Consider the following 24,965-nt stretch of genomic DNA (forward strand, 5'->3'; position numbering starts at 1 on the left):
CGCCCGATTGCAATTGCCGAGGGAGGGAAATTAGTACTATGTCCCCTGATTTAATGTTTTCTTATGTTTGTTTCTCTGGCTTATGGACTAAAATTCTATCTCCAGCAAACATTACTTCTTCTGGCTGGCCACGAATAACTGCAATTGCATACCATTTCCATTCGCTTTCAACTCCGGCCAGTTTTCTTCTACCTTTCATTTTACTTCCGTATATAGTCCAACCTGAAGTTTCTAATTCACCCACCATATCAGAGACACGACTTGTAGCTTTCATTTGGCCAGGAATATCTATGTCATCCCAGATATCGCACCAATCTCGCAATTCTTGAAGGAAACCACCGACAAGATCGATTTCTGCATCATTATTAGGCTCGTCATTAAATGAATAAGAAAAATGACAGCTGGTTACAACATCAATAACTTCTCGGCCGGTGGTCAACCGTGGCATTACGGTTATTCGCTTTTGCCACGCTTCAATTATCCCGGGTTTTATTACTTCAATCAACTTTGCTAAAACAACATAGATACCCTCTTCCCATCTCCCTGCTATTCGATCTGCCAAAGTAGGCGAAAAAGATCTAATTTGCTTTGCGTCCATCTTAACCCAAATAGGGAGAATTACCTTCTCTCCATCTACTTCCCTTTGTGCCAACCCATCAAGTTCAAGCTTCGTATAGTGCTTATCAAAAAAAGCCGGGGACAAAACTGCAATACCGTAGCGGCTTTTCTTCAACCCTTCATCTATTTTATGTCGAAGGCTATCTCCAATTTTTAAATCAAACTGATCAAACCATACGCTTATTCCTAAAGAAGACAATAGCTGAGCAAGTGGTTTTGCAACTACCTCCCGATCTTCCGAGGCATATGAAATAAATACATCTTTCTCTACTGTAGAAGAATTATTCATTAAGCAATCCCATCTCAATCAAAAATCTTGAAGGCGTTTTACTCCATCCTCGATATTTTTCAGAATAGCTAAGTGTTAAACTTTTTATTGCCCGCGTAATCGCGACAAAGCAATTCCTCCGCTCTTCTTCCATTTCAGGACTCTTCTCGCCTTTTTGTTTACTCTGAAAAGATGGCAACTCATCTTCAACTAGACCAATCAAATATACATGATCAAATTCTTTGCCCTTTGCTCCATGTATTGACATAAGAACTACAGTATCGGGTTTTATCTTTGATTCTTTCGAGTGCAATTGTAATTCTTGCAAAAAGACCTCCAAAGATAATTCTGTTCCAAGAGAAGCCGCTATTTCCTTAACAAGATCGTCCCAGACGGCGCGCTCTTCGTCATATCCCGCAAATACTTCTATACCTTGAGCGTTTGAAGCCACGTCTGGATTTTTTATCAGCTTGTCAAACCAGCTGATTGCATTCTTACAAAATAAACGGAAGTTCTTTTCGCCACCAATGAAGGCGAATACCTCAGCAATAATCTCTTTGGTTAAAACATCGCTACTCTTCTGCTCAGCAAATCTCATCCAATTTTGCAAGAAACCCAACGTCGAAGATTGCGCTTGCGTTACAACTTCATCGGGGTCAATCTCAATGCCAACAAGTTGCTTAAATGCACCACACAAGGAATCTAAACTTGCCTTATCCTGCCGATTACTAGCAAGCCTTAAGACCGAATGTAACCATACAAAAGGCGAACTAATAAACTCATCTTTCCTCTGCGCCACAACCGCAGGAATACCTTGATCTTGCAGTCCCTTAAAGGCCCCGTCTAATAACTTTCTGTTTCTGGCTAAAATAACAACAGATCCAAGCTGATTCGAGTAGCATTTTTTAATATCTTCACCAACGCCTTTTGCTTCTGTTTCAAATTCAGGGAAGCGAGACAACAAACGCACCACATCCGCGCACTTACTAATTGGCTTATCTGCTAAAAGTGGTTTCTTCCCCGGAGATCTTAAAAAGTTATTACTGATCAAATTATTCGCAATTGAAACAACCTCCGGAGGGCATCGATAATTCGTGGGCAACTGTAAAATTTCAGGGGAATAATCTTGAACAAATTGCTCGATTCGCTTATGGCTCGCGCCGTTCCACTGATAAATAATCTGGTCATCATCAGCCACAATAAAAAAGTTTTTGTACTGATCCTCGGATAACGCTCTAATTAATTTGTATTGTGCCTCATTTGTATCTTGAAATTCGTCTATGCATATGTAAGGATAAACTGTTCTATAACGTTTGGCAAAAGCCGGGAATTTCGTAAAAAGCCGGTAGGCCTGGAAAATCAACGAACTAAAATCTAAAGAATTTCGTCTTGATAATGCTTCTTCATAGGCTGGATAAACAACGGCCATGCGTTTTCCGAATTCCTTATCTCGAAAAACATCAACACACTGAGATGGCTCAATAAGAAACGATTTTAATCTTTGTATAACCGGCAATGTTTTCTTGTCGAGGTCAGATATTATATCGCTTGTCTTCTTTGCTTCAGTTACCGCATCATCTAAAACGGCTTGAAGATCATAATCTTGAGAATAAATCTGAAAGTTTGGATTAATCCCTAAATGCACTCCATGTTGACGTAATACATCCGCACAAAACGAATGGAATGTTCCTAAAAATAATCTGCTTTCTTGCCCCGGAACAAGATTAGCCACTCTTAAGCGCATTTCGTCTGCGGCTTTATTAGTAAAAGTCAGGCCAAGAATTCTAAAATTCTTATCCTGACTTTTATCAAGAATCTTCGCTATACGACAGGTTAAAACTCTCGTCTTCCCAGACCCGGGGCCTGCAAGCACCAATAATGCCTCATCACCCCACTCAGCGGCTTTCTTCTGAACAAGACTTAATTTCTGCCATGCATTATCCAAGTCATTATTCGCCATTTTATCTCCCCAATGCCATGGAATCTTTTACTAAAGCAGAAAGAAAGTCGGGTACCCGATCTCCCTGCATATTTTTTCCCCGAAGTTTAGAAATCAACGCGTATGCATAGCCCACTTTATCTTTTCGGATAAGCGCTAATATTTCATTCCCATATTCAGCATCACCGGGCTTATTTTTTAACTTATTGCCATTCCCCGTGATGAGCTCCGCATACTCAGCAACAAAACCATTTTTAATTAAGAATTCTTCTAAATCTTTACACGAATTAGGCCACAGCCTAATCGCGGTCTTAATTTGATCATCGCTGACACCACGATTCTTTACTTCTTTGATCGAATTCTTCCCCTGTTCATCGGTATCACACAGCATTAACCACGGAAAGGCAAATATTCGTGCTAACCCTACAAACAAACCAGCCGATCCATTATTTCTGTAATCAATTAAAGCAATGCCGTTGCAATCGAAAGACTGACCTAAAACTTCCGAGAAATAACGTACTATTGGATATTCTGATTGCCCTTCGCATAGAAGCCATGCCCGAGCAAAAAGAATTTCGCCTCTGATCCGCTTGACACATGTTTCTAACTTAATGAGATCTTGATCTGTTAAATGCAGACATGACTCCTCATATAAACTTTTGAGGTTTCCATGCAAATCAGTTTCGCCAGAATACATTGTTAAAAGCGACCGATATTCACTCTCTTCCATTTTCCCATTCAACGTTAATATCGATGTGGTCGAATCATAATGATACTTGGCAGATGATTGAGAACAAAAATTTTCTAATCCATCTTTGACCGGAAGCTTCACTGAAAATGAACGTTTAATACAATAAACATTAGATGCATTGTCGCCTCTCCTGAACAATCTAATGTCTTGGAAAGGAATTTCTTGAATAAAGTGGGGCGAATGAGAGGATATTATTTTTTGTGTCTTCAATTCGCATAAATTAGCGGCAAGCGCACGAATAGCTTGCGGATGCAAATGCGCCTCTGGCTCTTCCAATGTCAAAATAGCCTCTGTTTCTGATTCAAATGATGGCTTCAAAAGAATTTCAATATAAGCATAAAAAAGAAATAATACAGTTAGACTTTGAATTCCTTGGCCATGACGGAGTAAAGGAATATCAATATCACTGCCCTTGGGCTTAATAACTACCTCTGATTTCGACATCAAATCCCAAGGCTTTAAAGGCACCGCCTGAATTGATGTATTACTGCCATCTCCAAAAGCCATAATTTTTTGGGCATTAGCAAAAGACGATCTAAATTTCTCAAGTCGAGGATCTGCCTTTAATAGATCCTTATTAATTTTCAGCAGATCTTCTCCGAGCGTTCTTCGCTGTTCATCACTAATCTTTAAATCTTTAAGAAATTTTCCCCAGTACTGCGACCTGACGGAAAACTCCTCGTCAGCATCCCGCAAAGCAGATAATGCGAATATTCGGATATAAGTTAAGAAGGCGGTAACATTACTGGCTTTTACCTTTAAGACTTGTCCATCGATAGACAAAAATTCCACTCGGGGAGTGATAGTTTTGGTGACGGTGTCAGCTTTACTAGATAATCGTATACCGATAGAATCGATATCTTTTATTGGATCCGTCTGGATAATGTCCTGAAGCGATTGAGATAACGATTCCGGCCATTCATCAGACTTGTCCTCGCGAAACCATAGCTCTATTTCAATGCCTTCACTTGATAAAGGAGAATCCCCTGCTTTTGACATATAATAATCGTATTCATCGAATACAACGTTTTTCCCGTAAGAAGCCCGAGTCAATACGATTCGAATAGCCTCCAATAAAGCAGTTTTGCCGCTATTATTTTCTCCAATCAGAACGCAAGTGTCCGTAACGGACATCCGCATATCCTTAAGGCATCTAAAATTTTTTATAAAAATCTCTCTGAGTTTCACTGCTAATCCTCTTTAATACGGAGGTGATTCCTTTTCCCTAATCTACACCGCCTCAAATACTCTTATCTTATTCCGTACTTCTTCGAACATAACGTATTCGGGCCCCTTTGCCGTATCCCAATCGATTCCCTTATTCTTAAACCTTGGATCTGCACCTATCTCTATGTACATTTGATGATTACTTAGTTTGAACAAGACTTTACTTGCTTTTTCCAACAAAAAGAGATTCCGCGCAATTTCTTGAGTTTGCAATTTGTGCGCAATATTGTGCGCTAAATCATTGCGATGTTCCCTCAATTCCTGAATAATCGAAACGTCATCAGAATCTATAATCTTCATAAAATCACGTAAATATAAAAGACAAGCTTCAAACTCATTCTTATGCCGAATTAAAACATCGTCTTCGTAAGACTTAAACGGCCCCCCTTCAGAAAACGTCATGTGCCAATAGAACGTTTTAATTGGCTTTACGATGAGACTTTTAACTAGTTCGAACGCAACTAAGATCAACCCAGCATAAGCGAGTGTTTGTGTAATCTCTCCATTTGTCAAATCACTAATTTTATTCATCGTTACTTTTATCTATCATCCTTCCGGAATTTCTTCTCGCATTTTGGACATTCGACTTCGTTATCGAAAAACAGGCTGCACGGCACATCGGCGCCGCAGTGCGGGCATTTCACGACGTCTGCGCCCATGGTGAAATCGTAGCCTAGAAACTCATTGAACGAATCATCGCCGGGCATTGTTAAAACAGGGTGCCCTGAATCATATTCTTGGTTATCTTTAGATAATTAAAAATCTCAAGAATGTTGGCTCCCTGATCCCGCATGCTATAGAACGTATTTTCGCCCACCAGCACATATTCCCACTCCGCACCCATCCGGTCCTCCGGCTTCAGCTGATTGATCCTCTCGACCCAGTCGATGGTTGCCAGCTGCTTGAGCTTTACGTTTTCAACCGAAATCTTATCCTGCCCCTTGGTTTCGACGATATAACTCCTGCCCTTGGTCTTTACTATGAAATCGGGAGAATAAGACGCCAGCATCCCATCGGATCGCACGTAATTGATGCGGGCGAAATAGTGATAATTTTCATTAACCTTAACGAACGCCTCTACGTTGGTATCGCTATCGCAAAACTCCATAAAGGCTTTTTCCAGCCCGCCTTTATTCGAAGGATATGACTGCTTCTCATAAATCGTTTTGACAATATCAAGGCAATACTTCTCTCTCATTCTCAACGTCGCGATTTCCGAGAAGTGCCGCTTGATAATCGTTGCCTCGGAAATATCAATATTATTCTGCAGTTCAAAAATTGCCTTGCTTATCTGTTTGATAATATGTTCCACAATGCCGGTTTGCGAAAGCAATAATACGCGCCAATTATTCTCAAAAAAAGGGTCGAACTCCTGCTTGAATAACTTTTCCCGGACAAATTTATCAATCGCCCTGGCAACCTCGACCTGATTAACCTGCATAGAGGGATATTCTTTTGTCTTGCGCGCGCTTACCTTAACAATCATTGTAGAAACAGCATTAACGATCTTCCCGATAAACTCGTTATAGCTCTTTGAATTAAAAACGTCTGCCTTGACCTCATAATCACCGAAGCGGGTCTTGACCGTCATCTCTTCGGAGTAAAAGATATCGCCGCCCTTAGGCACCATCTTTTTGAGCTGTTCCAACCCATAAAAATCGAACGATGCCAGTTTGTCAGCGTCGATCTCCGTAGGCATAAGGTTCTCTTCCCGGTCAATAAGAATAATCGGGAAATACAAATCGTAGTCCTTGTAATTGCTCTTGAGCCCTACGTTTATGATGTCGCCCAGGACATCCGTTCTGTCTTTGGGTTCGGTCTCGATCACTGGCGCCTCTTTGATTAACTCATCATAAAATTCTATGAATGCCGGATGCTCAATAATACTTAAAATATCCATGCAATTCTTAGGCTCTTGTTTCTTCTGAAGAAGAGCAGTTCTATTTTCGTCCTTGCTTTCCTGATATTCCGGCTCGCGCCACATAAGCCGTAGGCCCCGCCCAATAACCTGCTCAAGAAGAATAGGCGCCTGGCTTGAGCGCAAAGGCACGGTAACGCAAATATTGTTGATATCAAACCCCTCACGTAACATCAAAACCGAAATAATCACTTTCGGCTGAGGATGCTTGTCCACATTAAAAAGCCGCTGCTTCAGCTGAAACCACTCATCCTGCGGCACGGACCCTTTTTTATCAGAGTCGATCTGCGCTACGTCCTTTTCATCCAGGCCCTCGTACTTTGTCAGATACTCCACGACATGCGGCGTAACTTTAGTATCCTCGCAAACAACGAACATCTTGGGATATTTTGAACATTCGGCCCCATCTGTTAACGAGGTAAAATGTTCCTCCAGTTTTTTAAGCTTGGCTAAACCCGCCCTCAGCATTGTCTTTTGTCCATTAGATAATCCTACGACCTCCCGACCGTCACGCTCCGCCTTGAAATCCAAAGGCAACGAGGCAATCTCCTTGCGACGGTCAAGCGCTATGGTCTTGACAAGGCCCATGTGGATTGCCGTACGAAGGTCGAAATCAATCACTATGTGTGGGAAATAGTGCTTCGTTCTTTTCTGACCGCTCCCGGTCACATCATATGGTGTAGCTGAAAAGTCTATCTGGATAAATTTCGATCCTTTGTCTGAACTGATATAAGAAAGGCTTCGCTGCCACTCAACCTCCTGAATATCGCCATACGTCTTGTTCTCATGGATATGGTGGGCTTCATCATTGATAACAACTAAATCTTTTAACCTCTTCAAAAACTCAAGCTCATTGCCTTTAAGATACTGATTGTCCAGCGTCTCCAAGGAATGACCTGCGGATATTCCCGGCCGTATCGGCAGAATATCATCAACGATTTTGCTCGGATCTTCTAATGGTGAAATCTCGACAGATTCTTCATCATCAAGGCCTGACAGCAAATGCCAGTTTGTTATGGCGATAAGGCCGTCGCCCGTAACTTTTCTGCCGATTTCTTCCTTCCTGCAAACACTGCTCTGGATAAAGCCAAAAATCTCCTCGCTAAACCAGGGAGGAATAAATAAGGCCTCGTACTGCTTGAAGTCCGAAGATAAGAAACTACGCTGCCCTTCCTCATCCTCCTTGCCCAGATACGCATCCAATAGCCGCTCGTAAACAATCAGCCCCGGAGCCACAAGAAGAAAATTCTTGGAATACCAGCCGCTTAGCGCTTCTTCATGTTTCGCGTTTAGATACTGCCAAATGAGAAGCGCGTGCATTACCCAGGTTTTTCCGGTTCCGGTAGCCATTTTCATCGCGTACTTGGGATGCTGATATTTTGCCTTTTTAAGCTCGACCTTGTCCATCTCGGCAAGTATCTCGTCATCCACAAGGGAATACATATCAAAGACCGTTGCGGGCTTCAAAACCTCATGCACATAAATGGTATTCATGATGGCCTGCTTCTGGCCGATATGAAAGTTGATATTGCGGTTCTCGCAGAAATTATCCTCAAACCAGAACCGTAAGAGATCCCTGGTTACGGGGGTGAATTTTTCGATAAAAGCAGGGTCCTTAAGATTGAACTGGCTGTTAATGCTATCGGTAAGCCTTCTGGCAAAACGAAGCGGGATGTCCCGGGTGCCGATGTTAAGAGGCGTGGGCATTACTTCACCTCCTCGATAACCGCGCTTTCAAAGCCAAAGACATCAACGGCTTTTATGCAAACCCTGCGCTTATGTTTCAGTTTCGGGACGCGCAGTTTGGTGTTTCTTACCACGCGCATCGGGTCATCATCCACCTCGGTATTGCCGCGATAATCCTGCCACTTGCTCCTAAAAACCTCTCCGTCATAATCCGGGTCTATACTCCAATACTCGATCAGGGCCAGGGGATCCCTGGCGATTATTTCCTGCAATTTCTCCTTGTCTTTCTCCTCAAGCGGCAGCGCATCCGGAGAAAGAAGCACATAATTATCAAGCTTGACGGAAATTTCCTCTTCTTCCTTATTGAGCTCTTCCATATGAACCGGCTTAACGGAAAGATACTGCAGTGATGAAAAGCGTATTTTCCCACCCTTGATTAATTTCTGGTATGATGACTTGGTTTTAAGCCTATCAAGTAAATCTGGAGGAATAACAAGCACTTCAATATGCGGGTCATTAAGATTTGCTATAACCTGCCCGATATCGGTTACGAAATTCCATCCCAGCACCACGACCTTCTTCCATCCGCCCATAAAGCTTGCGCGCAATTCCTGTGCCCTCTTAAGCGTTCCATAGCCGGTTAGCTTTGATGGCGAATCTACCATTACAAGCGTCCGGGACTCCTTAATGTATCCCAGGTTTCTCTGGGTAGGCTCTACATCCGAGAAGGGAATGGCACCATATAGATTGAGTACCACATGAGCAAGGTCGCTTACACGTCGGAACTCGCTTTTTTCGAATTGCTCTTTCTGGTAATCGCCAATGCATTGGTATAAGAATGGTTTTGCGTCTTGATCAATAAGGCGTTTCCGCATAACCATACAGGATGGCTTGCCAATATCAACCGTAATCCAACGTCGCCCAAGTTTTTCTGCAACAGATCCAGTCGTTCCTGACCCGGCAAAGAAATCCGCGATAATCGAACCTTCTTTTGATGATGCTTTAATTATTCTTTCCAATAGCCTCTCGGGTTTTTGTGTTTGAAATCCTAAGTGCTCTGGTAATGCATGAAAAACTTGAACTATATTATTTTCTTTTCTATCAATCCATGTCCATACATCATCGGCTTTTCTTCCTTCATCTGCATAATAACGCGTTGCGTTATTATTGCCTGACATCCGATATTTTCTACCCTTCTCATCTGTAAAAGGATAGATAGATTCATCCTTAACCATTAGACGAATTTCGTTAAAAACATTCTCCGTTCCTTTACAATAAAATAATAGATTATCATGTTTTTTCGCAAATCCATTTTGAGGAGCTGTTCCTGCCTGATAGTGCCAAATAATTTCATTTCTAAAATTATTTTTCCCAAAAATATCATCCATCAATACTTTTACATAGTGCCCAACATGCCAATCTAAATGAACATATATTGAACCTTGCTCCGATAAAAGTTCTCGCATCAAGCAAATCCTCGGATAAAGCATCTTAAGATAACTCGCCGTTCCATCCTTCCAAGTATCAGAATACGCAAATTGTTCAATGACTGTTGGCTTTTGTTCAATATCGCCGTTAGGCAAGGTAATTTTTGTGCGATAATCAGCTTTGGAATCAAACGGCGGGTCAATATAAATAAGATCTATTTTGCCGCGCATAGAGGGAAAGGCGGTTGACGGATCACCCGAGAGAAGTGCCTGCATCACTAAAAGATTATCGCCGTAAATCAAACGATTAAACCACTCCTTTTTATCAATCTCCCTGACGGCACCGCGGAAGAGTCCAGAACGCTCTTTGGACGGCAAAACATATTCATTTGTCTGCAAAACAATTCTTTCCTTTTCGGAAAGCTCGTTTAAAATCCTCTCCGCCTCCTTTTTTCCTTCGGCTACAATTTTTGGCAGTTGTTCAATTAATGATTCAGGCATTATCTCTCCCTTTTATTTTTATCTTTCTGCATCGCCTGGTTAATAAATCCCCTGATGATAGACACAACGGATGCGTTCTTATTTTGCTTCTGCAACTCGAGGGCTTTTTCTTTCAGAAAAAAATACTGGTCTTGCGTGATTTCAATTGTCGTTTTCTTTATGCGTTTATTGGCAGGCATGTTTCGCTCCTTGATTGTTGCTTGACTATTTTACCCGTATACCCATATTTATGGATTATAGCACAATACATTGCTTTTGGAAACAAAAAAACCTCTAAGGGACAAGTAATCACACAAAGGGCGTTGCGGAAGCCCAAAGGGCTGAAGCCGCCCGGCTGTGACTGTTGGGCGGAGTTTTTTAAAATCCAAATATTCATCAAAGCAACGCGAACCCGAAGGGCAAAAGTCTTTCCGCCGAAGGCGGAATGTCTTTTGGCGGTGCGATCTGTTCTGGTTTTTTGAAAAAAAGACAGAAGTGTTGATGAATATTTGATACAAGGTTTCTTTTCCTTTTTGGGGAAAAGTAGGCTTTGAGCGCAGGCAACGGAAGCCCGAAGGGCTGAAGTCCGAGCACAAAGACTGCTTTAGGTGGGTGGGGTATATAGAACCACCTCTGTTACCAAGATAGATTCGGCTTTGCCCCGACAAGCGATGTCCCGAAATGAATACGGGACAATCGCGCAGGCGGGGCGCGGACGAAACCGAACAAAAACACCTTTTATAAATTTTTCGCGGCCGCCGATATAAAAAAGGAATAATTTAAGAGAATTTTTGCGAGGTTGAGGACGCTAAAGTGTTTGGCGAATTTTGGGTGGGGGCAAAATTCGCCAAACACGAAAAGCCGAATCGAACCCTTGCATAGGAAATGCTGGCGGTGCATCATTACCCCTTACATTGCCGTTAACTCAACTTGAAAAGCCGTAAAAAAGAACGGTTTAGCGAACTTGTAAAGAACAAACCAAGGGTCAGCCGAAAGTCCTCAGAAAAACTCGCTTTTTTGTATCAGTTTTATTCGTCATAAATTATGAAATATCTTTAGTCGTATATAAATCCCAATTTAGTCATGGTCGTTCATCGGTTCTATTAGCGTTAAATTTCTTTATTGATGTGGTAGTACGAAAATAATTTCCTATTTTTGTCTTTTGGTTCAAATAGTACGAGCATTGAATCATTGCAAGGGCCGAGTATGCCATTAATCGAAGTGCAAGGTTTGTATAAAATGCCATCAAAGCCCATATTAAGTAGATATTCTGCAAATTCACCACTTTTTTTATATGACTGTTCGTTTCTTTGAAACAAAATATCGAGCGCACTTTGATTTTGAATATCTTTATCAAAGTTAAATATTTTAGCAGATTGGTTAATCTTGAAAGCACCTTTGATTTCCTGTATTGGTTCTGGAGATGCAATCTGACTTGTCATTCTAGGCCATAAGTCTTGATTAAAATCAGGTTTATTATTATCAACTTTATAGTTCTTGAAATATTCTCCTATTTCAAAATCGATACGAGCGCAATCTTTAGCAAGATAACATACAGCTTGTTCTTTCGGAGCAAATCGAGTCTTCTTAGAATCTCTTTTAAAGTAAGGCTTCCAGTTTTTTGATGTTGTTCCACTATACCATTGAGAAACATAAACATGATCATTATGGCCTAATACATATTCTTTAAGATTTGATTCAATAAAAATTTCTTTGAATTGTGAGTTTTTCATGCTTGTAATCTTATTTGATAACATACGTGGACGTCCTATTTGGTAACACCCTACATATGGCGGGGCGCTAAAAGTAAGAAGTTTTTTATATCTATTTGGCAGGGCGTAACTAAATAGGACGCCTGCTGATACCTCTATTCTCATATTCACTGTTAAACGATTAATCTTATTTTTTTAAACGCTTCTCGATATCTAAAATGGTTGACCATTCTCGATCATCCAAACAATCAGGCTTTTCTAATGGTAATACTTGATTGCTAAAAATCATATTAAGCAAGCCAAACAACTCGCTAAACTTGTATTGCTTAACAACTCTTTGGGCAGTATTTTTTAATGTTTCATAATCTTCTAGTTTCATCCACTGAGGCTTTTCAGCTTTAAGAAAGTCTATAGCAGATACATAATCGAAGCGACTTTCGGTATTTTGAAACATTACCCTGTAAGCCTCATCTCTCAACTCACGCTTATCTGCCTCTTTGTGTAAGATTTCATCTAATTTAACTTCTGTCAAATACACAAAAGGTTTCTTTTTGGATATTATTTCACGATAACTTTTAAATTCTGATTTCCCCGTCCAGTAACCTCTAAGAAATGAACAAATGAGAATAAATAATATATGTATAAGATAAATAACTGATAATAAAAGGATAGACAAAATAGTAGATGAATTTGACTGCGAAAGAGCTGGTTTACACAAACCATTCTGGTCAGCTATAGTAATATTTTCATCCTGAACATCTGCACCAATTGAGCTAAATATCAGAGTAAAATTACCATCCGGCGGAAGTTCAGGGTACAGTAAACTGAATTCTGCATCTTTCTTAATTATTTCAGGTTTGTCGGAAGCAAAATTTCTATTAACATCATATTTAATAACTTTTCGCTTAATAGTTACGCGAACATTTTCTGCTTTTAAGTTACCTAAGTTTTTAATGACTAGCTCTTGGGCAATTACTTTCGCATCTTCTGGTTTAATAGTCTCGCCCTGAAATGAAGTAATTGATATGCCTTTGGACAAAGTATAACTAACATTGGGTGACTTTTTGTTTAACGCAAATGACAAAATGACAGCGATTAAAGGAACTATAATACTTATATTTTTCACAATTTTCATATAACCCTCCTCAAAAATCATACTAAATCATTCATCCATTTTTTTATCTTTCCGATATCAACATCCGTGAACACAGGATAATTTCTATTAACATACGTAGACATCCTATTTGGTGACACCCTACATATAGCGGGGCGCTAAAAGTAAGGTGTTTTTTATATCCATTTGGCAGAGTGTAACTAAATAGGACGCCTGCTGATATCTGCAAATCCTTTTTTAAAACCGTTCATTGGCACCCCCTATTCGTTACCTTGAATATTTAAACTTTTAATTTCTTCCAACCCTATGTTTTTATATTCTTCGGGAAGAATCAAATGTTCTGCATTTAAAACAACTATATTTTTGATTATCTGGCCGGACTTTAACACAATATCTACTTTTTGATACCCCATGCCGGTTTCTGGGTATTTAAGTAAATATTCAGTCCAGTATTTATTTAGTTTCAGTTTCATTTAATTCGCTGGGATTGTATTGGGTCCAGTTACAGTCTTTTTGGGAGATCCATTTTCAAATAACACCTCTACTCCACCACCAGGTTTTCCATTCGCTGGTTCTACAACTCCAACTCGAACAGACGTTTTTTCAGGAGGCTGAATAGTAAAAACATAAATTGCAGGCTCATCACTAGGCAAGGCATATCTGTTCATTGCATCACTTCCCGTTCTAACATTTCGAGCATCTGCTTCTGTAGTTGCATAAGCTCCGGGTAGTAAACTGCCATCCTCCCCAATACGACGGTCATTCCTATAGGGTGAGAACCTTTTAAAAACTTGATCTTTGCCTGTTAAAGAACTAGCGGCTTGACAAGCAGGCACTCCTGCAGATTTTGCAAAATGCCTAGTTTCTCCAAGTTGAAGTCGGCTTCGTCCAACAACTTTTAATGTTCGAATGTACCCAGGCCTTTCTGCTTCGTTAAGAATTGCTGAATATGTAAGAAATCGCCTACCCATAATTTTTTCAATTCTTTCTTCGGGAATAAAAACTTCTGAATTCAGCACTACGCCTTGCGAGGTAGATAAATTACTCATTGAGGCTTCGACATATTGATACCCCATCCCTGTCTCTGGTTGACTAACTAATTCTCGAATTTGTGTATCAGATAATTTGTACGGCATATCATCCCTCCTTCAATTTTTCTCTTGCTGTCTTTTAGTTACACAAACTAAAAGGCAAATACTGAGCCATAAAAGAAATAACGATGAATTACTGCTTATATCTAACGAATTTATCAGACCATGGCAAACCCTATTCCTTAAATTTGGGCCATACTTTTTTATGAGGAGCGAACGCATTTCCCATACTAAATCTTTTCCAAAGATAGCTTCTGCGCTCTGGTCATTTAATAATTGATTTAAGTCGCGTTCCTCTTGCACCCCGCTCGACGAAACCGATGTTGTTTTAAGCCCATTTAAGCCAAAAAGCATCCTTATAGAATTCTCAATCTGGGGGACAATAAAGTGAATAAATGTCAGATAGTCGCCCTCAAATCCGGCAATCAAAGCCCTCTCAAAGATATCCGTTCGATCTTTTGGCACAAAGATGCTCTTTCCAACTAATTCCTTTATAGTATCCCGCCATGATTCCTCTGATTGAAGAAATAAGTCAACACCTCTTTTTATCGTCGTACAAGCCGAAAGACTTTGACCGAGATTATATCCTTTGATTATTTGCGCCTTAAGGCTACCTTCATAATCCTCAGTCATGCCAGGTATTTTCGCAGTAACGTTTCCCTCATCTTCAATTATGTGGGCACCAATAATTCCTTGCAGCGGATGCTCTTTAAGCATTTTTTCAGCAGACGCTTTCTCCTGGTCGTAATTAAATGGTCTGTGCAAGGCGGCAAAAGCCTCGATTGCCTCGATTCCTTTCTTGCCCTGTATTAAGTCGTCAGCGATTTTTATTAATGGGCCTGCGTCAATAGTTGGACTTTTTATCACCTTCATTTGACTGATTGAAATTTTGTTTGCTTCCTTCAATTCATGTACTAACTCTTCCGCTCGCTTTTTGTCACCTGCCGCTCGGTATGCGTGAATAGCTTGCTCAATCCTATGTGCCAAGTTTAAGCCGTCACAACCTTGAGGAGTCTTAAAAGCCTGTGCTTCGTCTTCCCAATGTTTAGCTATGGCTAACTTTGCTTCCTTTGCCTTTTCAGGCTTGTCCGCATAACTATAACATGTTGCCGCATATTCATAGTATTTTCGAGGGGCATCACAACCGGGAGAAATTGGAAAACCTTTGGCAATTTCTACCGCCTTCCCAGCAAGCTCTTCCCAATTGTCAACAAGCTTATTCTCGATTAAAAGCTCTAAAAGCGAAGACGGCCAATAATCCTGTTTCGCATTAAAGCATGTCTTCATGCTTTCTTCAAAGAGACTCAGAATCTTATCTCGGACAGTCTGCCTTTCTTGAGCTTTCTCACCCAACTCCATAGCTATTTGCGTAGCTCGTTTAAGCCATTCACTTCTCGGCACCCAACACTCATCCTTATCCTCGTCAACAGATTGCAAATATGCCTTTACGGCTTTCTGCGCAAACAAATAATTTCTGCGTCTTATCCAAAGGACATCACTAATTCTGGCAACAAATTGAAGATTAGTAAATACAGTTAATACTTCTTCAAGTTCCGACAATTCTGTGTCGCTCAAATCTTCAGGCATCATTGTTCTTCCCTGTGGCCCTGACATAAGTGGCCCAAATGGCTGTTTCTCGCCCCATTGAAAAAACATCGAGAAAACGCCCCAAAGTAGCCGCATAAATTCTTCCAATTCCTTATCATCAGCCTTCTTAGCGGCATCTTGCCTCTGCCTAAACGAAGATAAAAAATCGGTAAACTTCTTTCCCTGAACATCGGCAATAGCCTCTTTACAAGCACATATTAACTTTTCACTTAATTTTGACATCTTCTTTATCCATCTGCTAAATCTCATTTAAATACTTTACGATAGTCATGCAACACTGCATTCCTTAAAAGCGCCACCTTTTAGGGTTTTTATTTTTCACCAAGCTGTTACACGATAATCTTTCCCGTCCTTTCCAGTCCCTTCAAAAGTGCGAGGGATTGTCAGGTTAAAGTTTCTCAATCCTTTTGTAATTTCCATTTTTAAAGATTTGCGCCTTTTCTCATCAAGCAAGGCATAATCAAGTTCTTGCAAAATATATTTTTTTCTGTCCGCGCTCTTTTGATTGCGTCTTTTTTGATCCCTTAGCAATATTAAAAGTATTATAATTGCTTTTCTTGTATATCGTGAGATAAGGCTTCGATCAGGGTCATACGATAAAGATCCTCCTCCATGAACTAATGTGCTTCGTTTATTATAAAATGATTTTAGCTTTTCAAAACTTTCTATCGGGTCGATACCACAAAAGCTGAGTAAAAAACTCGCTCGTTGTGCTAATTTGTATTTGATATCTATAGGCGCATCATTAAATAGCGCCTCCATGCTAATCATCGCATTAACGAAGCCTTCGTCACTATGAATAGATTTTTTATTTGCTTCGTGGAAGTATTCTAAGGCCACAGCTAAAAATTTGTTCTGATTAACAATATCAATATACTTATCATGAAGCTTACCAATGAACCCCAAGAACTTGTGAGCATATTTTTCTATACCATCCACAGCTTCATTAGGTATAGATGTAGTGATTGAACAGGAAAAAAGTGGTTTCTTTCCAAGCTCACTTTCGGAAGATATTGATCTCCCACCACCACAAGTTAAATCAGGAGAATTCGGCGTTATCAAACAAGATACCCATAAATAGGGGATTATTTTATTCTCGTTATCTGTCGTTTTATTATCATCACCTAACAGATAGGCAATAAGATTGTCGCCCTTTTTCTCTAGCAACAACTCGCCTTTTTTTAACCAGACTTTTTTCTTCAGATGTACCTGTCTAGGAATTAGCCCATCTATCGTAAAATTCCACTGGTATAACTTTGAATTAACTTTTCCACTCATACCATGCATCATATAATTCTGCCTCGCCTTCTTCTGCCAAATCCTGTTTTATCCCTATTAATCTCTATCGCCCTTTCTACCCATTACGAATATCAACGGCTTCCGTTTACCAGATGGTGCTTAAATAACATACGTAGACGTCCTATTTGGTAACACCCTACATACTACATATAGCGGGGCGCTAAAAGTAAAAAGTTTTTTATATCCATTTGGCAGGGTGTAACTAAATAGGACGCCTGCTAATACCTACTGCATAATCCGAATCATTGGTGATAAACCGAAAAATGTTCTTAGGCTCATGGTTCTCCAAGAACTTCTCGAATTCACCTTTATTTCCAGCGAGAACAAGAATCATTTTAGCTCTTTCCATTAGCCATACGCAGTAGATCGTTCTGTGTCTCATAAACGCATGATGCTATCAACTTAATAAAATCCGTGTCGCTTTTATGCGCTTTTTCAAGAGCGCTGATGTATTCCGACCGTTTAAGCGGCGGGATTATTGCAATGATGTATCCTGCCTGCATAAGCGCCACATTCATTAAAAGTCTGGCCACTCGTCCATTGCCGTCAACAAACGGATGAATAAACACAAATTCTTTATGAAACTTGGCGGCATAGACAACAGGATGGGTGTCTTTCTTCAAACGGGGCAAATCCTTAATAAATTTCTGCATAATCCCGGGAAGCGCGTCTGGTGTAGGCAAAGGATATTGAGAACCCGTAATAATAGCCTGAACCTTCCGATACACACCGGCATCTTCTTCTTTGATGCGGTGATAAAAAAGCGCGTGCAACTTTTTGATATCTTCTTCCGTTATTGTTTTCCCGGTAGCAAGCGCATACATATGATCAAACGCGTCACTGTGCCCCGTGGCCTCGTAATGATCTCTAAGCGGCTTTCCGGCAATGGTGAGACCATCCTCTATGACCACTTTTGTTTCCGATATGGTCAGAGAGTTTCCTTCAAGCGCGTTGCTTGAATAGGTAAGCCCAATACGAAAATACTCCTTTATCTGATGATTCATTTCATTGCTAAAGGGGCGCAATGCGTTTATTTTTGCCTGCGCCTCATCAACCTTACTCAAAATCTCTTTCATATGACCTCCGTCCTTACTGGCTTACAAGCCAAGAAACTGCTACGAATTTATCTGTTTAAATATTTCACCTATCCAAGCCGGGGCATAACGAATATCGTTGATAAGCTGTTTCTTATCCTCGGCCGATAATCTTCTTTTAAGCGAATTAATTACTTTATCGTCGATATTTCTTTGTTTCATGTACCGTAGAGCCTGAATAACCAAGCCGCTCACGCGCCCGGCAGTCGCCATATTTTTTGGCGATGTCTTCCTAAACATAATGTGCCAGTTACCAACTTGAACCACCCGGGTAGAGCCGTCTGTCAATAAAGCAATCTTTGCCGGTACTTGCTCGGACAACCCTAGCAAGTTAGCCGCATATGCTCCGGACGGTTGAATCTTAAGATTATCTTTTTCGGCAAGCGCGGCAGTTATACGATTAACGTCTGGCGGCATTTCTCCAAAATCCGGATGTTTCCGTGGATAATCATAAAGCCCGCGCGCTAACCGGCGAATGTCACCAGATCGAACTAACCGGCTCAACGCCTGATCAATAGCCGCACGATTGCCAAGATCAAGAAAATGACTTGGGGCAAACACCCAGCCTTTTTTCTTGCCGATAATTCGACGAAGTATTTTACTCTCAATGGATTCTGTCATATTAATCGCTTTTCATTGTCAGAAATAATATATAGCACTTCTGACATAAAGTAAAGCTGTTTTTAAACTCCGGAGCCATTTCACACCCTAAAATGTCCACCGGCCGGAAATGTCCACTATTTATGAGACATTTCGATATAGTGGACATTTACGTGTCCATCGATGTCCATCAAAATGGCCTTTTTTGACCTTCCCGAACGCCCACAGGATACCCCTAAAATCGCCTATTTTCCGACGCTGGGCGCTTATTTTGGCCGGGTTGACCAACTTATGCCCAAAATCCAAAAGTGATGGACATGGACATCGATTTTTTTGACCACTATCACTGGCTCCCCACGCCTCGCCCGACCCTCACCCAAGCCCCATTCCAAGGACCCTAATAAAAAAGGCTATAGGCGATAGGCTATGGGCTATAGATCCGCGCTCTTCCTATCGCCTCTCACCTAAAACCTATAGCCTGCTATCGCCTGATCTATGCTTAATTAACCCACCCAACATCTTGCCAATCTCTGCACAATCCTGCTCGACCTTGGCAAATTCGTCCTTATCCAGAAAATCAACTTCCAGAGCGATCCTGAGCTGTGTCCGTAACTCGGCAAGCGATCCTTTCGCGATATAGAAAAACCTAACAGACTCCTTGTCCGTATCTCGTTCGTCGCCTTCGGCAATATTGCTGGCTATGCTGATAGCAGAACGGCGCATTTGGTTACGAAGGCTAAAATCTTTGGCAATTTTCCCATCACTCGTGGTCTTATAGACCAGAACTGCCAAGTCTTTCGCCTTCTGCCAAACCTGTAATTGTTCAAACCCTTTGCCCATATTTTCCTCTCGCCTATAGCCTATCGCCTCTAGCCTAAAATAGCCTCGGCCAAGCTCCTCATCGCATTACTATAACTCTGCCACTGGCCAGCCGAAGGTTCTCAGAAAAACCTTCTTTTTCGTATCTGTTTTATTTTGAGTCATTTGCAAACATCCTTTGGTTGTATATGAATCCAAAATTGGTCATAGCCGTTCATCGACTTAGATCTATAAAAAACTGAAACAATTTGCATTACTACTTTAAGATTGCTGTCCAAGCAGCAATGGCGCTCACCAAAGAAGCTAAAGCAGATATCAATGCAAGCCAGAAAAGTCTAGTTGCGCGGTTATGGGATTCTTTCTCCATTATTCTTCTTTGAATTTCATATTCGCTCGCGAATTCATGTCTGCCTGAACTGCTTTGATAGATAGGTTCTCCCTTGATATCAATGCCGAGACTTTCAGCTTTTTCAATAAGCTTATCTTTTGATAATTTCTTTTCCATTAATAATCTCCCATTATTAACAAATCAAATTCGTAATCACTTTCACCATCACATCTTTTTCTTTCGGATTGCTTGCGGCGATCATGAGGGTCAAGGCAACAAGGGCATTATCATCAATAATACGGCTACCATCTTTGCGATACAGAATTCCATTGCCCTTTAGAAAGCAAATAAATAGTGCCGCGGCAATTCGCTTGTTGCCATCCACGAAGTTGTGGTTCTTTGTCACGAAATATAACAAATGCGCTGCTTTTTCCTGAATTGTCGGATATGCATCCTTACCGCCAGCGCTTTGATAAATCGCTCCGAGCGAACTTTTAAAACCTTGGTCTTTTTCTTGGCCAACGATATCAGAATCCTTAAACTTTTCTTTCATCGTTTCAATAATAGCCCTTGCTTCTTGGTAGGTCATTTTGTATTTGCCGCTTTTTTTGCCTTTTGGCTCCTTTAATCTTCCATTGTCAAAATCATCCAGAATATCCAACGCTCGGGTATATTCAGAAATTACCTGCGCCAGTCCTTTTGCTTCTGGCGAAAGATTTTCTATCTGCACAACATTGCCTATCAAATTGACTGCATTTTTCAGTTTAAAATATTTTTGTTCCTGTCTTTTAAGCCGTTTTTCATTTATCGTATAACCTTCTATTAAATGCTGTTTTAATACCCTTGTCGCCCAAATACGAAAAAGAGTTCCTTGTTTGGATTTAATACGGTATCCAACGGATATAATGACATCCAGATTGTAATATGAGGTTTTATACTTTTTCCCGTCGTTGGCAGTTGTCAAGCATTCCTTGATAACTGAATCCTTACGCAATTCTCCTTCTTTGAAGATATTATTGATGTGCAAACTAATATTTTGTTTTGTTTTCCGAAATAGTAAAACCATCTGGGCCTGGTTAAGCCAAACGGTTTCCTCCCTCAATTGGACCTCAAGCCCTTTTTTGTATAAAACAACCTTTCCGCCTTCAATATTCCGTAATTTTTTAGTCATTATCTTCTTCCTTCATTTCATTATTATACACAATTTGTATTGTTCTCAGTATCATCGTGCGGAACTTGGCCATACGGTCAAATATCTCTTATCCCCAGAAGCATCCGTTTGGATCATCCTTGACTTCCTTGAGCAATTCATCTAAAGTGGAATATTCCTCATACAAATGCCATTTTAAATCTGCGCGCATCCAATAGAGTTTCCAGATATTTAGTTTACGTAGACGTCCTATTTGGTAACACCCTACATATGGCGGGGCACTAAAAGTAAGAAGTTTTTTATATCCATTTAGCAGGGTGTAACTAAATAGGACGCCTGCTGATACCTAATAAATGCTCACTCCTTCAAATATTGGCATATGATTCATGTCTTAGATTAAGTGTTGTGTCGCCAAAACTCCTCTTGTTAAGCTTCGTGCTTATTTCTACAAGCATATATGGGGATGATATCGTTTTTTATGGTTTAAAAGTTCATCCAAGGTACTTCCTTCTGGTGTCCTAAATCCACATTTATTACATTCCAATATATATTTTAAGGGAAAGGCATACATAGTTTCTCTTGATTCGGTATGCTTTAGATTTTGCAATACTTGAAAGCCGCTTCCCTCAAGAGCTTTTGCAGCTTCAGATAGAAAAACCATATCAGCCATTACATTTACTTTCCGATCTTGAGGTATGCCCGCTATCTTAATAAAATCCTTAACATATTTTTCTTTTTCATCTACGGACATGCTTTGCCATTGGGTTTCTGGATTTGTATTTCTTATTTCTACAAATTTATTATAATTGTTTTCAACATCAGAAATGTACCCAGGTACTCCAAGGTCTGCCTCCATTTTTCTCATTATTGATAATAATTTTTCTTCATTCGTGCCAGTAATATTTAATTTAAAAAATAATTGGCAAGTTTTATTAATATCGTATGCTACCGATATTGCTTTGTACGCATTACGCATAAGCCCGGCTTTAACAAAATATTCATAAGCGACTACTACCATCTTATAAATACTACTGACCTCTTTTAAGCCCGATGAAGCTTTATTTAATAAAAGCAAATTTGAATCAATTAAAAATGAAACAAGCCCATGTCCATAGTATATATATCCCTTTAATAGGTTGTCGTTGCCCTTGGTTGCAAAGTCAAGGGCTGTCTGATATATCTCAGATGCGACTTTCAATATTGGCAATAATATATGTGCCGCATCAATTCTTTCTTTAAGTGAAACATGCCTATATATTATTTCTCTTATTTTTATTTCACCGGCTAAACGAGTTAAGAGGTTGGCAAGAATGAAAAACATATCGGTCGCTAAATAAACTTTATAATGATATTTCATTACTGCCGATAACGTAGTTTTATCAACTGAATCAACTATCTCGCCGATTTCAAGCAATATTTTTTCTAAACCTTCCTTATCGATGTTTGTTTTGCATATCTTCAAATGCAGTAATCTTGCTTTGACGCAGAGACGTAATTCTCCTTCTTCAAGGTGATCGAACACATATTGCATTCCTGATTCGTACTCTTGTGATGATAGATTACCAAAGGCACATTCGATTTCGGATTTAAGGTATTTCAAAAATATCTTTTCTTCAGCGGAATATTCACTTGTTTGTTGCAAACATTTGTTCACAAAATATTCAGCATCTATATATTTCCCCATTCCTTCATATGTTAATGCAGCAATAAATAATAACTTTGAAGATTGATTTATCTGTGAAAAAGTCAACTTAGATAACAAAAAATCTACTAATAAGTAGTCTTGCTTATTAAACAATGCTATACCGTAATTTTCGATAAATTTTATAATTTTCCACGGAGAGTCAAAATCCGATGGATCTTTTTGAGCCGTAAATAAGGATGGTATATCAAATTTGTTTCCATGCTCAGAAATAAGTACGCTACAATTTTCAAAGCGTCTTTTTATCTTTCCCGATATTTTATTAATTTCTGCCTCAGAGAGTAATTGATCTATCGGAATATTAATATTTACATTATCTTGTCTCTTCCACTCTTCATTATCCCTTTGATCGGTTACTCGTTTAATTATATTTTCAACATAATCATAAAAACAGCTTTTCCTACCTTCATCATATAGAACAACTATTCCATAAGCAGGAAACCTTCGGCATAAATAACCTAATCTCGAAGTCAAAAATGAAAATGTTATAAATTGTTTGCCACCATGTTTTACAGTCGTTGCTTGCGCATTGCTTTTGATTTGAATAGGAAAAGACCATGCAGATGCTTTTGATGATTCAAGAACTAATTCAACCTCTATATCGATGCCATAATCGTCTGCAATTTCTCTCGCTATAAAACCTGCTTTTTTCGTAAAAAAACTTCTTACAGCAAGAATGGACTCTTGGCTGGTTTTTGAATTCTCATCTACTATCGGACTATCATCGAATGCCATATAACTTATCCTTTATAACAACTCTTTCTTTTTCACTTACGTTCGGTTCATCCCTTGGTGATTATCATAACTCTTTATCCTGCTTGCAATTAATCCTTTAGTTTACGTAGACGTCCTACTTGGTAACACCCTACATATAGCGGGGCGCTAAAAGTAAGAAGTTTTTATATCCATTTGGCAGGGCGTAACTAAATAGGACGCCTGCTGATACCTCACCAGTAATTCATATCTAAATCTTCCTATACCTTGTGCTCCTGCCAAGGCCGATGCGCTCAACTTTTTTAAGGCGAATTAACTTATCTAACGCTTGGGCTACTGTTGGCTGGGCAACTTTGGCATTTTTTGAGATATCTTTCGGTGCTGCCTCAACAACAGTCTGTAAATATTCCCAGACAGCGATTTGCTTAGGCGATAACAATTTTTCAATGTTTTCCTTGGATAACAGTTCAACGGCCAATTGAGACTGCTTATAAACCACTGATAGAAAGAAATCCAGCCAAGGAATAATATTAGGTTTGGTTTTTAATGTTTTCTGGCTTTTTCTTAGGGCCATATAATAGTCGGCCTTGTTATCTTCTATCAACTTTTCGTGCGAAACATACGGCATATACTGATAACCGGCCTGCAATAAAAGCAAATTCGTAAGGATGCGGGAAATCCGGCCATTGCCGTCCTGAAACGGATAAATTTTCAAGAATTCAACCAAACAATTCCCTATAATCAATAAAGGGGGATATTTATTTTCTTTAAAGGCATTTTGCGCTGCTTCAACTAATTCTTGCATTTCTATAGGCGTAAGATATGCGGGCGTAGTATCGAAAAGAATAGCGACAGATTTCCCTTCGGTATCAATCATATGGACTTTATTTTCAGTTTTTTTATACTCGCCCCGATGAAGCCTGTCTTTTTGGACGTATTTTAGGAGTTCTTTATGAAAATGCTTGATTGCGTTTTCGGAAAAACGGATATGCTTCCAGGAATCGAAGACATTTTGGAGTAACTCATAGTATCCTTTTACTTCTTGTTTATCGCGGTCGGCAAATTTCTGAATTGAAATGCCACGCATAAGCTTTTCTATGTCTTCATCGGAAAGCCTGGCGCCTTCGATACGCGTAGAAGCTCCGGTTGAGGTAACCAGAACCGATCTTTTAAGGCGACCTAACACCTGGGGGCTCAACCGTGCACCACTTATCCACTGACCTTTTAATTCCTCTATTTTGGTGATTTTTGACCAGATTTCCGGGGGAAGATTCTCTAATCTTTGATTAAAGGTATTGGGCATAACGACTTTTTTTAAAACTCGTATTTTAACTATATGAGATTATATTAGATTATATACCTTAGGATATATATGTCAATAAAATTTTGCTTTCGGAATCACTGCCAGCCTTAAATGTTC

Annotated in this window: 20 protein-coding genes; all 20 read right to left on the reverse strand. The window is 39.9% G+C overall.

The features are described 5' to 3' along the window. Positions 1 to 61 precede the first annotated feature (61 nt). Positions 62 to 907, reverse strand: coding sequence for a toll/interleukin-1 receptor domain-containing protein (locus PHV77_00470; protein ID MDD5503774.1), 846 nt, complete (start codon positions 905 to 907; stop codon positions 62 to 64). After that, a complete protein-coding gene (locus PHV77_00475; GenBank protein MDD5503775.1) occupies positions 900 to 2,846 on the reverse strand; it encodes an ATP-dependent helicase in 1,947 nt (648 codons plus the stop codon). The genes PHV77_00470 and PHV77_00475 overlap by 8 nt, the downstream gene beginning before the upstream one ends. A 1-nt stretch (position 2,847) precedes the next feature. Then, positions 2,848 to 4,764 (reverse strand): AAA family ATPase, encoded by a 1,917-nt coding sequence (locus PHV77_00480; protein ID MDD5503776.1) that lies wholly within the window; start codon positions 4,762 to 4,764, stop codon positions 2,848 to 2,850. 42 nt (positions 4,765 to 4,806) lie between these two features. Beyond that, the gene (locus PHV77_00485; GenBank protein ID MDD5503777.1) at positions 4,807 to 5,334 is read right to left on the reverse strand and encodes a hypothetical protein; all 528 of its coding nucleotides are present in this window, start codon (positions 5,332 to 5,334) and stop codon (positions 4,807 to 4,809) included. A gap of 178 nt (positions 5,335 to 5,512) precedes the next feature. Continuing rightward, complete coding sequence (locus PHV77_00490) at positions 5,513 to 8,428, reverse strand: DEAD/DEAH box helicase family protein (protein MDD5503778.1); 2,916 nt, start codon at positions 8,426 to 8,428, stop codon at positions 5,513 to 5,515. Beyond that, on the reverse strand, positions 8,428 to 10,335 hold the full coding sequence (locus PHV77_00495; GenBank protein MDD5503779.1) for a DNA methyltransferase: 1,908 nt from the start codon (positions 10,333 to 10,335) through the stop codon (positions 8,428 to 8,430). Before PHV77_00495 ends, PHV77_00490 begins: the two co-directional genes overlap by 1 nt. Beyond that, positions 10,335 to 10,514, reverse strand: a complete 180-nt coding sequence (locus PHV77_00500) for a hypothetical protein (GenBank protein ID MDD5503780.1) — start codon at positions 10,512 to 10,514, stop codon at positions 10,335 to 10,337. Before PHV77_00500 ends, PHV77_00495 begins: the two co-directional genes overlap by 1 nt. Positions 10,515 to 11,423: 909 nt before the next feature. Further along, the gene (locus tag PHV77_00505) at positions 11,424 to 12,191 is read right to left on the reverse strand and encodes a hypothetical protein (GenBank protein ID MDD5503781.1); all 768 of its coding nucleotides are present in this window, start codon (positions 12,189 to 12,191) and stop codon (positions 11,424 to 11,426) included. 22 nt (positions 12,192 to 12,213) lie between these two features. After that, entirely contained in the window at positions 12,214 to 13,161 is a 948-nt protein-coding gene (locus PHV77_00510) for a hypothetical protein (protein ID MDD5503782.1), read from the reverse strand. Positions 13,162 to 13,400: 239 nt separating this feature from the next. Further along, positions 13,401 to 13,613, reverse strand: coding sequence for a hypothetical protein (locus tag PHV77_00515; GenBank protein MDD5503783.1), 213 nt, complete (start codon positions 13,611 to 13,613; stop codon positions 13,401 to 13,403). Next, positions 13,614 to 14,276, reverse strand: coding sequence for a hypothetical protein (locus PHV77_00520; protein ID MDD5503784.1), 663 nt, complete (start codon positions 14,274 to 14,276; stop codon positions 13,614 to 13,616). 12 nt (positions 14,277 to 14,288) lie between these two features. Next, positions 14,289 to 16,061 carry a DUF4209 domain-containing protein gene (locus tag PHV77_00525; GenBank protein ID MDD5503785.1) on the reverse strand — a complete coding sequence of 591 codons (1,773 nt, stop codon included), beginning with the start codon at positions 16,059 to 16,061 and terminating at the stop codon, positions 14,289 to 14,291. A 96-nt stretch (positions 16,062 to 16,157) separates the two neighbouring features. Then, positions 16,158 to 17,129, reverse strand: coding sequence for a HEPN domain-containing protein (locus PHV77_00530; GenBank protein MDD5503786.1), 972 nt, complete (start codon positions 17,127 to 17,129; stop codon positions 16,158 to 16,160). Positions 17,130 to 17,473: 344 nt separating this feature from the next. Continuing rightward, positions 17,474 to 18,214 carry a Fic family protein gene (locus PHV77_00535; protein MDD5503787.1) on the reverse strand — a complete coding sequence of 247 codons (741 nt, stop codon included), beginning with the start codon at positions 18,212 to 18,214 and terminating at the stop codon, positions 17,474 to 17,476. A 39-nt stretch (positions 18,215 to 18,253) separates the two neighbouring features. Further along, on the reverse strand, positions 18,254 to 18,853 hold the full coding sequence (locus tag PHV77_00540; protein MDD5503788.1) for a DUF6088 family protein: 600 nt from the start codon (positions 18,851 to 18,853) through the stop codon (positions 18,254 to 18,256). Between the two features lie 450 nt (positions 18,854 to 19,303). Then, on the reverse strand, positions 19,304 to 19,672 hold the full coding sequence (locus tag PHV77_00545) for a four helix bundle protein (protein MDD5503789.1): 369 nt from the start codon (positions 19,670 to 19,672) through the stop codon (positions 19,304 to 19,306). Between the two features lie 235 nt (positions 19,673 to 19,907). Further along, a complete protein-coding gene (locus PHV77_00550; GenBank protein MDD5503790.1) occupies positions 19,908 to 20,156 on the reverse strand; it encodes a hypothetical protein in 249 nt (82 codons plus the stop codon). A 16-nt stretch (positions 20,157 to 20,172) separates the two neighbouring features. Next, positions 20,173 to 21,150, reverse strand: coding sequence for a RhuM family protein (gene rhuM / locus PHV77_00555; protein MDD5503791.1), 978 nt, complete (start codon positions 21,148 to 21,150; stop codon positions 20,173 to 20,175). Between the two features lie 424 nt (positions 21,151 to 21,574). Further along, positions 21,575 to 23,566 carry a DUF4365 domain-containing protein gene (locus tag PHV77_00560; GenBank protein ID MDD5503792.1) on the reverse strand — a complete coding sequence of 664 codons (1,992 nt, stop codon included), beginning with the start codon at positions 23,564 to 23,566 and terminating at the stop codon, positions 21,575 to 21,577. 229 nt (positions 23,567 to 23,795) lie between these two features. Beyond that, a complete protein-coding gene (locus PHV77_00565) occupies positions 23,796 to 24,848 on the reverse strand; it encodes a Fic family protein (GenBank protein ID MDD5503793.1) in 1,053 nt (350 codons plus the stop codon). Positions 24,849 to 24,965 lie beyond the last annotated feature (117 nt).

The organism is Candidatus Omnitrophota bacterium (assembly GCA_028716165.1).
In the GTDB taxonomy this organism is placed as follows: Bacteria; Omnitrophota; Gorgyraeia; order JABMRG01; family JABMRG01; genus JAQUQI01.

Bases quoted from the DNA above. Each gene is read 5' to 3' on its own strand.
- PHV77_00470 (MDD5503774.1), bottom strand. From the start codon at position 907: ATGAATAATTCTTCTACAGTAGAGAAAGATGTATTTATTTCATATGCC.
- PHV77_00495 (MDD5503779.1), bottom strand. From the start codon at position 10,335: ATGCCTGAATCATTAATTGAACAACTGCCAAAAATTGTAGCCGAAGGA.
- rhuM (MDD5503791.1), bottom strand. From the start codon at position 21,150: ATGACTAAAAAATTACGGAATATTGAAGGCGGAAAGGTTGTTTTATAC.
- PHV77_00485 (MDD5503777.1), bottom strand. From the start codon at position 5,334: ATGAATAAAATTAGTGATTTGACAAATGGAGAGATTACACAAACACTC.
- PHV77_00520 (MDD5503784.1), bottom strand. From the start codon at position 14,276: ATGCCGTACAAATTATCTGATACACAAATTCGAGAATTAGTTAGTCAA.
- PHV77_00505 (MDD5503781.1), bottom strand. From the start codon at position 12,191: ATGAGAATAGAGGTATCAGCAGGCGTCCTATTTAGTTACGCCCTGCCA.
- PHV77_00475 (MDD5503775.1), bottom strand. From the start codon at position 2,846: ATGGCGAATAATGACTTGGATAATGCATGGCAGAAATTAAGTCTTGTT.
- PHV77_00515 (MDD5503783.1), bottom strand. From the start codon at position 13,613: ATGAAACTGAAACTAAATAAATACTGGACTGAATATTTACTTAAATAC.
- PHV77_00500 (MDD5503780.1), bottom strand. From the start codon at position 10,514: ATGCCTGCCAATAAACGCATAAAGAAAACGACAATTGAAATCACGCAA.
- PHV77_00565 (MDD5503793.1), bottom strand. From the start codon at position 24,848: ATGCCCAATACCTTTAATCAAAGATTAGAGAATCTTCCCCCGGAAATC.
- PHV77_00490 (MDD5503778.1), bottom strand. From the start codon at position 8,428: ATGCCCACGCCTCTTAACATCGGCACCCGGGACATCCCGCTTCGTTTT.
- PHV77_00560 (MDD5503792.1), bottom strand. From the start codon at position 23,566: ATGGCATTCGATGATAGTCCGATAGTAGATGAGAATTCAAAAACCAGC.
- PHV77_00535 (MDD5503787.1), bottom strand. From the start codon at position 18,214: ATGAAAGAGATTTTGAGTAAGGTTGATGAGGCGCAGGCAAAAATAAAC.
- PHV77_00540 (MDD5503788.1), bottom strand. From the start codon at position 18,853: ATGACAGAATCCATTGAGAGTAAAATACTTCGTCGAATTATCGGCAAG.
- PHV77_00530 (MDD5503786.1), bottom strand. From the start codon at position 17,129: ATGATGCATGGTATGAGTGGAAAAGTTAATTCAAAGTTATACCAGTGG.
- PHV77_00510 (MDD5503782.1), bottom strand. From the start codon at position 13,161: ATGAAAATTGTGAAAAATATAAGTATTATAGTTCCTTTAATCGCTGTC.
- PHV77_00550 (MDD5503790.1), bottom strand. From the start codon at position 20,156: ATGGAAAAGAAATTATCAAAAGATAAGCTTATTGAAAAAGCTGAAAGT.
- PHV77_00545 (MDD5503789.1), bottom strand. From the start codon at position 19,672: ATGGGCAAAGGGTTTGAACAATTACAGGTTTGGCAGAAGGCGAAAGAC.
- PHV77_00525 (MDD5503785.1), bottom strand. From the start codon at position 16,061: ATGTCAAAATTAAGTGAAAAGTTAATATGTGCTTGTAAAGAGGCTATT.